The sequence below is a fragment of the Streptomyces regalis genome, assembly GCF_001509475.1.
GTDB classification, from domain to species: domain Bacteria; phylum Actinomycetota; class Actinomycetes; order Streptomycetales; family Streptomycetaceae; genus Streptomyces; species Streptomyces regalis.
Genome location: NZ_LLZG01000388.1, coordinates 101,463 through 113,800, shown reverse-complemented (window position 1 = coordinate 113,800; position 12,338 = coordinate 101,463). Strand labels below are relative to the sequence as shown.

Annotated in this window: 12 protein-coding genes; 5 read left to right on the top strand and 7 right to left on the bottom strand. The window is 65.8% G+C overall.

Translation table 11 applies throughout. The annotated features are described in order from the left end of the window. The first annotated feature begins 408 nt into the window (after positions 1-408). Both ADL12_RS57345 and ADL12_RS57340 read left to right on the top strand, forming a co-directional pair. Positions 409-1,485, top strand: coding sequence for a WD40 repeat domain-containing protein (locus ADL12_RS57345; RefSeq protein ID WP_244188232.1), 1,077 nt, complete (start codon positions 409-411; stop codon positions 1,483-1,485). Then, positions 1,472-2,353 (top strand): hypothetical protein, encoded by an 882-nt coding sequence (locus tag ADL12_RS57340; RefSeq protein WP_244188231.1) that lies wholly within the window; start codon positions 1,472-1,474, stop codon positions 2,351-2,353. Before ADL12_RS57345 ends, ADL12_RS57340 begins: the two co-directional genes overlap by 14 nt. Positions 2,354-2,494: 141 nt before the next feature. Here ADL12_RS57340 and ADL12_RS40130 read toward each other — a convergent pair whose 3' ends face one another. The 3 genes from ADL12_RS40130 to ADL12_RS51770 all read right to left on the bottom strand — a co-directional run bounded on the left by ADL12_RS40130 (position 2,495) and on the right by ADL12_RS51770 (position 5,240). Next, positions 2,495-3,478 (bottom strand): phosphotransferase family protein, encoded by a 984-nt coding sequence (locus ADL12_RS40130; RefSeq protein ID WP_063806793.1) that lies wholly within the window; start codon positions 3,476-3,478, stop codon positions 2,495-2,497. A 357-nt stretch (positions 3,479-3,835) separates the two neighbouring features. Next, on the bottom strand, positions 3,836-4,282 hold the full coding sequence (locus ADL12_RS40125; RefSeq protein WP_062712649.1) for a hypothetical protein: 447 nt from the start codon (positions 4,280-4,282) through the stop codon (positions 3,836-3,838). Positions 4,283-4,685: 403 nt separating this feature from the next. Beyond that, a complete protein-coding gene (locus ADL12_RS51770) occupies positions 4,686-5,240 on the bottom strand; it encodes a flavoprotein (RefSeq protein WP_208614713.1) in 555 nt (184 codons plus the stop codon). Positions 5,241-5,591: 351 nt separating this feature from the next. Between ADL12_RS51770 and ADL12_RS40115 the strand changes: the two genes are divergently transcribed. Both ADL12_RS40115 and ADL12_RS40110 read left to right on the top strand, forming a co-directional pair. Then, the gene (locus tag ADL12_RS40115) at positions 5,592-6,260 is read left to right on the top strand and encodes an HAD family hydrolase (RefSeq protein WP_062712645.1); all 669 of its coding nucleotides are present in this window, start codon (positions 5,592-5,594) and stop codon (positions 6,258-6,260) included. A 4-nt stretch (positions 6,261-6,264) separates the two neighbouring features. Continuing rightward, positions 6,265-7,119 carry an NAD(P)-dependent oxidoreductase gene (locus tag ADL12_RS40110; protein WP_062712765.1) on the top strand — a complete coding sequence of 285 codons (855 nt, stop codon included), beginning with the start codon at positions 6,265-6,267 and terminating at the stop codon, positions 7,117-7,119. 36 nt (positions 7,120-7,155) lie between these two features. On the opposite strand, the gene ADL12_RS40105 is transcribed toward ADL12_RS40110, so the two are convergent. Both ADL12_RS40105 and ADL12_RS40100 read right to left on the bottom strand, forming a co-directional pair. Next, on the bottom strand, positions 7,156-7,716 hold the full coding sequence (locus tag ADL12_RS40105; protein WP_062712642.1) for a hypothetical protein: 561 nt from the start codon (positions 7,714-7,716) through the stop codon (positions 7,156-7,158). After that, positions 7,713-8,753 carry a P-loop nucleotide/nucleoside kinase family protein gene (locus ADL12_RS40100; protein WP_062712640.1) on the bottom strand — a complete coding sequence of 347 codons (1,041 nt, stop codon included), beginning with the start codon at positions 8,751-8,753 and terminating at the stop codon, positions 7,713-7,715. The genes ADL12_RS40105 and ADL12_RS40100 overlap by 4 nt, the downstream gene beginning before the upstream one ends. 521 nt (positions 8,754-9,274) lie before the next feature. On the opposite strand from ADL12_RS40100, the gene ADL12_RS57890 reads away from it, so the two are divergent. Continuing rightward, positions 9,275-9,880, top strand: coding sequence for a helix-turn-helix domain-containing protein (locus ADL12_RS57890; RefSeq protein WP_341846400.1), 606 nt, complete (start codon positions 9,275-9,277; stop codon positions 9,878-9,880). 223 nt (positions 9,881-10,103) lie between these two features. On the opposite strand, the gene ADL12_RS51760 is transcribed toward ADL12_RS57890, so the two are convergent. Both ADL12_RS51760 and ADL12_RS40095 read right to left on the bottom strand, forming a co-directional pair. Further along, the gene (locus tag ADL12_RS51760) at positions 10,104-10,652 is read right to left on the bottom strand and encodes a GNAT family N-acetyltransferase (RefSeq protein WP_079052533.1); all 549 of its coding nucleotides are present in this window, start codon (positions 10,650-10,652) and stop codon (positions 10,104-10,106) included. A gap of 69 nt (positions 10,653-10,721) precedes the next feature. After that, complete coding sequence (locus tag ADL12_RS40095) at positions 10,722-11,639, bottom strand: hypothetical protein (protein WP_159053442.1); 918 nt, start codon at positions 11,637-11,639, stop codon at positions 10,722-10,724. Positions 11,640-12,338: the final 699 nt, after the last annotated feature.

The window sequence follows — 12,338 nt, the reverse complement described above, 5'->3', positions numbered from 1 at the left end:
ACTGCCTCCTGCACTCTGTCTGCGGCTCGGGCCGCATGAGACTGGGGCAACAGGCACAGGATGCAATGGGCAATGTCTGGTCGGAACGCGCAGCAACTCCTCGTCGTCCACAGGCTGTGGACGACGAGGAGTTGCTGGTTTGATAGCCGGTTCCAAGTGGCCGAAGAGGTGGGGCTGTCACGCCTTCCGTCACCGGCACGAAGAGTTCCCCGCTGTCAGCCCTAGGTCTTTCATACGACGTCCGGTGCAAGATCCTCAAACTCCCGCCACCCCAGGTATCGAGTCGATAGCTTGGGCAAGCGGTCGTCCTTTGCTGGGTACTGATGAGTCCGTGAATTGGTCATACCTGCCAGGGGGCCTCGGGCCCCTCCGGGCACAGCAGGATGCGAACGTCGTAGGAGGGTGCCGGTGATCAAGGACGATCAAGAAGCTGGCCCGCAGACACCGGTGCGCTTCGGTGCGCAACTCCTCCCGCCCCTGGGCCGAGGCCGTGTCAGCAAGGTCGTGTGCGCGCTGGTCGACGACGGGCGGCCGGTGGCGCTCACCTGCGACGAGGGGGATCGCTCGGTCGGGGTGTGGGACATGGGCGATCACCGGCAGGCGGGCCGTCCCATCAAGCCACGCGGTCATGATCCGGTGTGGGGCGTGGCCTACGGTGAATTGCACGGGCGGCACGTCGCGGTTCTCGTGGGTGGCGGTCTGTGGGTGTGGGACCTGAACGAGCGGCGGCAGCTCAGCCGCGGCCGGGTCCAGCCCCATCCGCCGGGGCGCCGCGAGGGCGCCGGGCAGTGGGCCGTGGCCTGCACCCAATTGGACGGTCGGCTGGTGGCGGTGAGCGGGGGCTACGACTGCACCGTACGGATCTGGGATGTCGCCACTGCCACCCAGATGGGCGATCCGCTGTGCGGTCACACCGGCGTCATCCGGTCGGTGGCGTGCGGAGTGCTGCACGGCCACCCAATCGCCCTGACCTCCGGCGAGGACGAGACCATACGAATCTGGGACCTGGAGCGGCGCGAACAGATCGGGCGCCCGCTCACCGGCCACACCGGTCCCATCCGAGCGGTGGCCTGCGGACAGCTCGACGGGCGTCCAATCGCCGTCTCCGGCAGCAGAGACCACACGCTGCGCCTGTGGGATCTCGCGGCTCCCGACCCCGCAGGCATGCTGCTGCGCGGTCACACCAAGGCGGTGGACGCCGTGGCGCTCACCACGGTCGCCGGGCGAACGGTCGCCGTCAGCGGCGGCGAAGACGTACGGGTATGGGACCTGCGGACGAGTCGCCAAGTCGGACCGCCACTTTTCGACGGCCGCGACATCGCCTGGGTCACATCGCTGGCCTGCGGCACGCTGCACGGCACGCCCGATCGCGCTCGCGGTCTCCGGCGGCGATCGGGTACGCGTGTGGGATCTGCAGGAGCACCGCCGCATCGGCTCCCGCGAACGCACGCGGATTGCCGACGAGCTGCCGGTGAGCTGGACTGATCCGGCCACGGGTGACGTCTACGACCTGACCCGCCCTCTCGTTGACCAGGATGGGGACACATGGGAGGTCGTGGACTACGACGGCTTCGAGCCGATCGTGTGCGAGCATCCGCTGGAGCCGCGCGTCACTTTCGGCATCGCCGATGCCCACGCCGAGTACGGCTTCGACGAGGCGGTCACCCCGGGGCCGAAGCGTCGCAAGCCGGCGCGCACCACGCACTCCATCTACCGGCAGTACTTCGAGTTCCAGGTCCTGGACGAGAATCGGGTCCTCTCGGCCGAGCAGCTCGCCGACCTCGCCGACCGCTACCCGGAAGCGAAGCTCAGCCCGACCAGGATGGTGTGGGACTACGACCCCGAGGACGACGGAGAGGACAACGAGCCCGGCCACCTGCTCGGCGAACGGGAAGTCGAGGAGCTGCTGTGCTCCTCCTTCGATGCCTTCCTGGAGTTCCAGGCTTACGGCCTGCGTTGCCTGAAGTTTCGCCTGCCGACAGCCCGCCTGGGGCTGGAGCCTCTCACGCCCTTTCTCTTCGGAAGCCGCTGCGGCCACGGTCTGTCAGCGCGGGTACATGGCTCCGATTTGCTGGTTAGCTTCGATCACATGGAAGCGGACGGCGAGCTCGGCCACTGGCGAGAACGGCCCAACACCTGGCTCAAGCCACTCCTCCCTCTGCGTGCGGACCTGGCGGCTGGCAACCTCTCGGCGGCCTACCTGGGCTGGCTCAAAGCCGCCCAGGAGTTGAGGAATCGGGACGACCTCGTTCATCCGCCTCGGCCGGTGGCGCTCCGTGAGATGTCGGCGCAGCTGCGGAAGTTGGCCACCCTTCTGCATCTTGACGGCTGGGCCCGAAGGCGTCTCCCCTGACGCAGCTCAGGGGGCGGCTCCAGCAGTTTTCCAGTGGGCCGGGCAGCATGCGCTATCGGCCTCCATGGCCAGTTGAGGTTCGTTCGCATGCTCAAAGCATCAGGTCCGGCAGCGAGCTGCCTGGTGCCCGCGCACTGCGAGTCAGAATGACCAGCCACGCCGGTCGGCCAGCCACCGCAGTGTGACCTCCCCGCACCACGTCTGGTGCTGACGAATGTGCGGGGACCAGTCCGCCGGTGGCTGTCCACCGGCGGTCAGGAAGAAGCCTGAGAGCGCAGCCAGCGCCGCATCGAGTTGCTCATCGGTGACTCCCCGGGCGGTGGGGTGCTGCGTGAACAGGGATGTGGCATCGTGACCGTCGGCGTGAGCGGTGGCCAGAAGCAACACCAGATCGAACCAGCTCGCTCCCAGGCACGGCCAGTTCCAGTCACAGATCCACGCGGCGCCGGACGCGTCGATCAGCACGTTGTCCTGGCGCAGGTCGTGGTGGAGGACGGCATGGCCCGCAACGGCCTCCCGCCATCCGCTCTCCAGGCTGGCCAGCGCCTGCAGCAGATCGAGCGGCATCCAGGCGGGAAGAACCTCCGTGGGTGTGGCGCCACGAGCGAGGTTGCGCCAGTCAGCGAAGTCACCGTCGTCCCCTACTGGCTTCAGCCCAACGTGCTGGAGTGATGCGGGTGGGGTGGAGAGTGCCTCTGCAGTGAGCGTGTAGGCGTCAAGGGTGGCCGTGAGCTCGTCAGCTCTCCATGGCGTGGCGGGCAGGCGACCACCGTCGACAGCATCGATGCCGAGAACGACCCAACCGTCGTGCTCCTCCAGCCACCGCAAGCGCGGCGCCGGAATCTGGGCGGACAGCGCCTGGTTGATCAACGCTTCCCGGCGGTAGCAGTCGGCGACCACAGGGTTGTCCAGGCTGTTGACCCCTTTGACGAACTGGGGTCCGGACGGCCCACGGAGTACAGCGGCAAAGCCGCTGGTGAATCCGCTCCCTGTGCTGGGTCCGGGCTGCACCTCGCCCCCGAGATGCCGTGCAATGAGTCGGCGAACGTCCTGGGGGAGGTCCTGCCAGTGGGGGCGTACCGCTGTGGAGTTGTACCGGAGGCGGGGGGTGATGATGGTCGGCATGCCGTCAGGATGAGGGGCCGGTATTCGCTGGCGCCACAGAGTTGTCGCGTGGACGAGTGCCGGCCCATTCGTTGGTCGACCCGTGTGGGGCTGCCCTTCAAGGAGCGTCCTGGTGACAGGCTGGCGCCTGGTGGTGATCTCGCTGTCGTCGCGGGGCGCTTCGGTTCAAGCCTGGTGCCCCGCGCGGGCAACGAGCTGAGCAAGAGCTGCGGAACCTATCGAACTTAGGAGGGCCAGCCCAGGGATCCTCTGATCGATATCCGCCTGAAGGCTGGCCACTCGGTCATGGGACCGAAGGTGTACGGCCCTGAAGACTGCGCACATGGTGCGGGAGATGCGGCAGCAGATGTGTTGCGTTCAGTCGAGGTCTCCGGTCGCGACGAGGTGTTCCGTGAACGTAGTGGCGATCCGGGGGCGTGTGGCGTCCGGAACGGGTGTGTTCGGGAGTTCGGCTTCCAGTCCCCACTCCGTGTTGAACACGATGCTCATGCCTGTCGGTACCACGTCGGTCTTGAGCCAGAGGGCGAAGCGGGCCGCTGAGCCGGTGGTGCAGTCCAGGACCGAGACGCCTTCGGGTGACAGCAGGGCCATTCCTTCCAGTTGTTCGTCATCCAGGGTGATCCCGAAGTGCATCGAGGAGCCGCGGACTGGCCCGTCGGAGCCGTCGTCGACGCGGATGAATTCGTCGGGGTTCCGCTGTCGCAGTTTGGCTTCCAGGCTCTCGTACGTCAGACCCCAGCCCTCCCTGGCGGGCGGGGAGAAGATGTACATGGTGCGCAGCTGTGCGATCTCTTCGGGTTCCATCGTGGTGTGGTGCGTCCTGTACGAGGGCGTAGTGGCGTTGGTCAGGGAACGTAGCGTGCGTGGCCTTTGACACCGTAGGTGGCCATCGTGATCCGCTAAAAGGGCGGCGCGGTGCGAGGGCGGGCTCCATCCAGTCTCCCCGCCCGTACACGGTCGGGCAGGCCATCGCGGCAGACGTCGAGATGGTGCCCTGCCCTTCGGCTACGGGGGCAGACCGAAGGACAGGGCGGCTCTTCACCTGACTGGGCCACAACGGGCCTGGGCGTATGTGCATTCGCTCGCGATCGCGAGGTGCTGTCGCTGTGCTTGCGGCACCTACGGTGGCCCAACTGTGCACTGGAGGTACGGTGCTTCGCACATCACGTGCGTGATACTGCTGTCTGTATTGGCTGGCTATCCTGTGTCAGGAAACTGCCCTGTTGGCCTCGTCTAGTACGACTTTCCACGGGTACCGGCGCCCCGGCATCCCAGCACCCGGCTCGGCGAGCGGCCATACCTCGCCTCCGTAGATCAACCGCACCCTCGATTCGTGAAGGGCTTTGATGTGCCCATCCCATGCGGGGTGGCGAGCATGCGCGGCGTTCACCCGGGGCCAGACGACTACCGGGAGGTCCAGTGTTCCGATGGCTTCGTTGACCTGTGTCAACGCCTGATTGTCTGAGATCCCCAGGGCAAGCTTGGCGACGGTGTTGGCACTTGCCGGGGCCACGACGTAGCAGTCCACAGGCGGATGCGGCCGGGAGTCACCCGGCAGACGTGATTCGGACCGTACGGGAAGGCCAGTCAGCCCCTCGAGCTTCGCCGTCTCCCCGCTCGCGCGGAGCCACTGACCTGCGGTCGGTGTGAGCGTGACCGCAACCGTCCAGCCCCGTTCGAGCGCCGGGACCACGAGCCCTGTACGCAGTTCATCAATCCCGCCGGCGCTCGATCCGACGACGCCCAGCACTTTGCCCTGCATCGAACTCACTGCACCACCCTGCATCGTTGGGCCATGGCCAACGGCCCGGACGAGTGGCTGCCGCCCGTGACCAGTGTCTGCTTCCTCAGACCACGAAGCATCTCCCGCACCCGCGGATTGTTCCGCGCGAGCTGCGAAGGCGTGCGTTCAGCCTCACGTAGCTCGTTGAAGGCTTCGTCGACGGGTCCGCTGAGGCACAAGGCGCGGGCACAGTCGATGCGGTAGGACACCTCGCGTTCTGGCGGCATGTGGTACGCGAGTACGGCTACGCGCAGGGCTGGCATGAGGTACACGAGCGTCGTGAAGGCGGGGCGATCGCAGAGTTGCCTCTGGCGCATTAGGGTGCGGGATGTGCAGCGCCTTCTGGTTCTCTTCGACCTCGACAACACCCTCGTGGACCGGCAGGGAACGCTCGCCGACTGGGCCGCCGTGTTCACCGCCCGGCACGGTTTGAAGGACGAAGAGCAGGCGCACATCTTCGGCATGGTGGCTGAGCGGGCTTATCCGTCCACCTTTGACACGATCCGAACCCGATACCGGTTGTCCATGTCCACGGCGGAGTTGTGGCACGCGTACTGCACAGACATCGCGGCTATGGTGTCGTGCCCGGCCGAGGTCCTCGACGGCTTGGACGAGCTGCGTGCGACCGGCTGGCGAGTGGGGGTGGCGACCAACGGCGCGGTGGACATCCAGCGCGCCAAGCTGCGGGCCACTGGTATTTCGGAGCGCGTGGACGGCGTCTTCGTTTCCGAGGAGTCCGACGCGCGCAAGCCGCAGACTCGGCATTTCGACCTGGCCGCAGCCCGCTGCGGCCGTGTGCTGGGCGACGGCGGTTGGATGATCGGCGACAATCCGGTCACCGACATCTGCGGCGGGCGCTCCGCGGGACTGCGCACCGTCTGGATCGGCAACGGCTGCTCCTGGCCGCCGGACTCCCCCGGGCCAGACCATGTGGTGCCGCACGCACGCGCCGCCATCGACTTGCTGCTTCTGCACTCCTCCGACTACATGAGGCCATGACGTGATGGACACCATAGGGCTGCTGCACCCCGGCAGCATGGGATCCGCCTTCGGCGCCCAGCTGCGCGCCCGCGGCCACATCGTGCTGTGGTGCCCTGACGGACGCAGCGGCACAACCCGCCGACGAGCCGACCAGGCTGGCCTCGAACCCGAGACACTGCCCGAGCTCGTTTCCCGCTCCGACGTGCTGCTCTCCCTATGCCCGCCCGCCGCAGCGGAGGAGACTGCCGCCCAGGTAGCCGAGCTCGGCATGGCCGACGCCGGCACGATCTACGTCGAAGCGAACGCCGTCTCGCCGTCGCGCATGCAGCGCATCGCCGACCGCCTGGCCCCGATGCCGGTCATCGATGCCGCCGTGGTCGGATCGCCTCCGGTGGGCGGTAAGTATCCGACGCTCTACCTGTCCGGCCCGAGCGAGCAGGCCGACCGGATCTCCGAACTCTTTGTCGGCACCGATGTGCGGCCCCACGTCTTGGGCGACAGCATCGGCAAAGCCTCCGCACTCAAGCTCGCGTACTCCAGCTACCAGAAGGTCTCCCGAGTACTGGCCGCGGTGGCATATGGGGCAGCCGAAACGCACGGTGTCGCGGACGAGCTACTGGAGATCGCAGCCAAGCGCAGCCGCAGCTACCTTGTGGAGATCGACTACATCCCCAAGACCGCGGCCCGCGCCTGGCGTTGGGGCCCGGAACTGGAGGACGCGGCGGCTTTGCTCGCCGACGCTGGACTGCCGGACTCTCTCATGCACGCCGCTGCCGCGACGCTCGCCCGGTGGGACGACAACCGAGACGACCGGCTGGATGTCGCCGACGCGCTGGAAGCCCTCCGAGCCGAGGGAGACGTGGACAGCCCGAGCTGAGCGGGTCGTGTCCGCTGCGTCGATGACGTCCTGCTGTCAGGAGCGAGGGGACGAGCCACGGACGATCACGTCGATCCCCTCTGCGGCTTCACCTGGTGCCGCCGCATCCGTGTCCACGCGCAGCTCCCACTGAGCCCGCGGATGAGCCGCAAGATCGGCTTCAGTGGCGTCCCAAGCGGCCAGCCGGGCCGCCGTGTCAGTGTCGCCCCGCTGCGGGGAGCGTAGGGCGGTGGTCTCCTTGGAGCACCACAGCAGAACGCGGGCCCACTGTGCCGGGTAGAAGGCGGTCACCTGCTCCATCCCTGTCATCTGACCGAGGTGGACGACGGGGATCCTGCCGTCCTCCATGGCCTGGTCGAGGCCAGGGCGGTCGACGACGTAAATGTTGCTGTACCGGTCGTTGCGGTAGATGACATCCCGGCGTGCCTCCAGGGCGGCCAGCTGCTCCGGTGTGCCCATCCGGTAGCCCTGGGTCTTTCCGGTCCCGATCTTCAGCCGGGTGAATGGGACGTACCGTGCGTCGAGTGCGGTGAGTGCCGCCGTGATCGTGTCCTTGCCTGCTGCCGGCGGCCCGTACAGCAGGATGCCTTGCCTCACTGGAACACCGTCCCGAAGACCTGGCGCACCTGGTCCGTGAGGGAAATCGCGGCGCCAAGCCGGTTGTCGACGACCAAGTGCGGCACGACGGGCCGCAGGTCGAGATCGATGCCAGCGGCGTAGGTGTCCCAGTTCTGGAGTTTCCAGCTGTCCCGGGCGGCGGACCGGAAGCTGATGTATTCGTGCATCGTGTCGAGGTCGCACTGAATCCAGACGACGGCCACGGTGACGCCACGCGCTTCACAGCGGTTGATCAGGCGCCGCATCCAACGAGGGTCGGCGGCCTCGCTGATGAAGGGTGCGCTGAGCACGGTGCTGATCGCGCAGTCGATGTTTGCGTACGCGGTCTCCAGCAGACACTGGTACTCCAGCGGGCGGACCTTCTCCCGATAGAGGTCAGTGTGCCGGTCATTCGGCTCACTGCCCATCTCCACGAGGAGGCGCTCGACGAGCGGGCGCGTGATCGGATCCTTGTCCAGGACAGGCCAGCCCGTGAGCTGGGATATGAACCGAGCGAACTCCGACTTCCCGCTCCCTGCATAGCCACCGACCATCATCAGGGTCGGCTTGTTCGGGTCGCCGCCTGTGTGGCGGCGCTTCCAGGCGTCGAGGACACGCTGCTGTACACCCTGCCCATCAGCATCCTCCGTACCGGGCGCGAGTTGGAGCAACGCGCGCTCCACAGCCAGCACGTGGGCTCCATTGTGCGGTTCGCTCGACGCGGTGAACTGAAGCTTCCTGGCTTCGTCGGGCAGAGCATTGCGAAAGCCGAGCTCAGGCTCGGTCGCGCGGTACAGCAGGCAATACGCGCGTCGGTAGTGCGGTCCGGGATAAACCTCACCCTGCTCGTGCTGCCACAGCGTCTGGAAATTGGCGGCCGGCACCGCGAGCCCCGCAACCCGGGCCACCTCGCGCAGCTGCTCGCCCGCGCCCTCCAGCGTCAGGCCGTGGGCTTCGCGTTGCTGTCTCAACTTGTCCGGGCGCCACCCCGGGCGACTCTTACCCACTGCCCCTACTGCCTGCCCATCCCTGGTCATGATTCGGACCCTAGGTCAGCCTCTCATGAGCGCGTGTGTAAGCGGATGTTGAAAAGTCAGACCAACCGGCCATGAGTCGATGATGAGCGGCTTCGACAACAGCTCGTGATACTCCGCCTCCCTCCGGACCGCTGTCATGGTCACACCGACGCGGTCGTCGCTTACCCGCCTCGGTCTTGGAATCTACGAGATCGGAGGGGACTCCGCAGTGGCTGTCGATGTTTCTGTCCTGCTGATCCTCGGCATCGTGATCGTCTCCTTCTCGACTGGACGGAGAACTTTGGCCCGTTCCTAAAGGACGGCACGGGTGCCGGTCGCGAACCTGCTGTCAGGGCTGAGGCTGTGAGCGCGCCAACAGCCTCGCCAGCCCCGATGGTCCAGCGAGGCCTCCTCGACTCGGAGGCAGTCAAGCCGTTCTCCCTCGCCTCTTGGATGCCCGCGGCATCACAGGTCGTCGAGATCCAGCCAGCCGGAACGTTCGGTTCCGCATGAGATTGCCGAACTACTAATGGAGCCTGGCCATGCCCTATCCGGCGACGAGCACCCCCTTCTCCACGAGTCTGTCCGAGATCACCACATGCCCGGCAGGCGATGTACTGCTTGACGCTTCCAAACAGCAGCGGGATTACGCGCCTCAGGATCCATACGCGCCGGTCGAGACCATGGCGCCCCCGGGGATGCCCTGGCACGTCTCCGCCCCGGATCTGCCCACACCCCCACCTGCTCGTGACACAGGTGCAGGCACACCAGAGTCCACGCGCCGGTGCCGGGACTGTCAATGCGTCCTTAGCCGATACAACGAGGAGCCATACTGCAGCAGCTGTTCACGCAGAACGCGGCAGCAGTTTGGGGCGACTCCCTACGTGCCGACCGACGTGTGGGACCGTTCCGACGTTCAACAAGCATTGTTCACTCACGACTTCGGCCGGTTGTGTCAACTCGTACGTATAGCAGGTGACTTACGGCAGAGCGATATGGCAGAGCTCACAGGGCTGAGTCAGCCATTCTTGTCCATGTTGGAGTCAGGGGCACGGCGGCTGACGAACATCGACAAGATCGTCACGCTCCTCGCAGGGCTCAACACTCCCGCAGAACTTACAGGCCCTATGCTTCGAATGCCGAAATGAACGAGTGATGAGGCCGAGTCGTACGGCAGTCGCGAGTGACCGAATGACGCAGAGAGCCCCACTCTCGTGGGTTACAGAACCACCGCGATCGGAGCCTCCACCCGCGAGATGACAGACGGCCGTGCCTGCCGCTGCCCGTCCACCAACATCGGCGGACTGGGTCATGCCCGTTCATCATCACGATGACAGAGCCGAACAGCCCGACGGGAGGGTCGAGAACCTTTCACCAGCAGCGGTCCATGAACGCCGCGCGGTCAAGCCGCCATGTGAGGCGGACTCCACACTCCGCGGGCGCTTGCGGTGCCCCTCTACTGATGTCGATCAGCGTAAATCCAAGTCGCCTAGGAATGGCATGACTTGGGTGATTCGCTTCGTCGTGGAGGATTTCCACGCACTGGTTGTCGGGGAGGCTGAAGGCCTGGATCGTCAGCGCGGCAACTGCGGAGGTTGCCAGGCCGCGTCCGGTGTATGAGGGTGCGAGCCAGTATCCGATCTCCATACCTGCGATTTGGTCCTGGCGAACGACGCCGCAACTCCCGACCAGGGCGCCTTCCGAGAGGATGGCGTAGGTGTAGGCGGTGTCTGCCGTCCACGCTCGTTCGCAATTGGCGGTGAACTCGGCACTCTGCTGCCGGCTGTGGTTGGCTGCCCATGGCATCCAGGGGCGCAGGTGATCGAGCGACTCGTCAACGATTTGGTACGCGGCATCGGCTTCCGCGGCTCGCCAGCGTCGTAGTGTGGCGGGCCCGTATTCGGTGGTTTCAGCAGGCATCGCGGTCTCTCTGCTGGTCGGCCCTTGTACTCCACCCGGCGCCTGGTGCGAGGTGGCTGTGTCGTGATGTCAGTCGATGCCGTGGGTTACAGCGTCTGCTGATGTGCCGAGTTGCAGGATGCTGGCGCGAAGCTGCCCGCAGGCGGCGGCTGTTGCTCGTCCAGCAGAGGAATGGTGGGCAACCGTCCACCCGGTCAGCTTGCTGGAGAGTGCGGCGATGAATTCGGTTTCCCGTGTGCTGGGTCGCAGGGGGCTGCCCTGTACGGGGTTGAAGCTGGAGAGTCGCAGCAGAAGGAAGCGTCCGGCGTAGGGCGTGAGCAAGTCAGTGAGTGCCGCCTCGTCCTCGGGTCGCGTGTTGTGCTCGCAAAGGACGTAGTTGAGGACCACGGGGCGCAGGTCGGCAGCAGTAGCCCACAGCGGTAGTACGGCAGCTGGGTCGTCAGCGCGTGGAATGACCACCCTCCGCTGAGCAGCATCGGCTCCGTGCAGCGAGAACATGAACCGGTTCGGCAACCAGACCTGGGGCTTGAGGAGGCTCCGGACCCACGCTTGCGGAGCGATGCTGGTTACCTTCACCTCGTGAGCCAGTTCCCGGCCGGTGATCGTTCTCGCGGCGGAAGTGACGTGGGCCCAGTTGGCAGCTGCATCTCCGACGCCGGCGAAGTCGACCCAGACGAGAGGACCCTGCTCAGCGCGAACGTTCACCTCCACCTGCTCGACCGCGGCGACTATCTCTTGGGCTTGCAGGTTCCGGACGAAGGGTGTGCGAGCGAAGGTAGTGGCGCAGTGTGTGCAGCCGTACCGGCATCCTGCCTGAGCCGACATGCACACCGAATAGGCTCCGCGGTCTCCCTCCCAGAGTTGCACAGCCTCGAAGGTGGCCCCGTCTGATGTTTTGAATACGTACTTTATCGTGCGGTCGGGAGATTTCGCTGGCACGGTTGAGATAACCTCAACCAAATTCTCGGGAGCCGACGTCCCTTCCATCGAGTGGTCCTTTCTCTGAGTCGTTTCGCCGGGTCACAGCCATCGGGACGATGGTTCATGCCTGGTGTTCACATTGGCCGATCGCTCATCACTCAATGGGCCGACTCGCGCCAACGCCATCGCATGCAAGTTTCTTCAGATGCCTGAGGTGAGCAAATATGCGCGAGGATCTCACCAATGCACGATAGAGCTTGATCGCAGCTATCTAAAATCACTCTCGTGATATCTCTCATGTGATTCTTGGAGGCATGTTTCTGCCTGCTCGGTGGGCTGTGGCGGGTTGTGCGCGGCCCACCGGATGGTGGGCCTGTCGCGGTGCTGAGGGCTGGGCACCCTGGTCAGGGGAATGCAGCCCGGCGCCGAGCAGTCCGCCATGGGCGCCCGGATTCGCTACGCGACGATCCTGGACAACGACCGGACCTTGGCTGAACGCCTCCCCGTCACGTCTGACACGGCAAGACGGTGGGGTGGCGGGACGGCATCTGGGGGTAGCCACGTCGCGAGAGGCCAACCCGTTGGCGTGATCTTGCTGTCGCATCCCTGCCTGCCCAGCTATGCTCAACAACAACGCGTTGATGGAGACGAGTAGCCGCGGGATCACGCGAGCAGAGAGAGCCGCTGGTAGCTGGGAAGGCGGCCTTGCACCCCGAGGTGAAGACCCTCCTGAGCGCGGAGAGGAACGGCCTTGTGAAAGGCCCA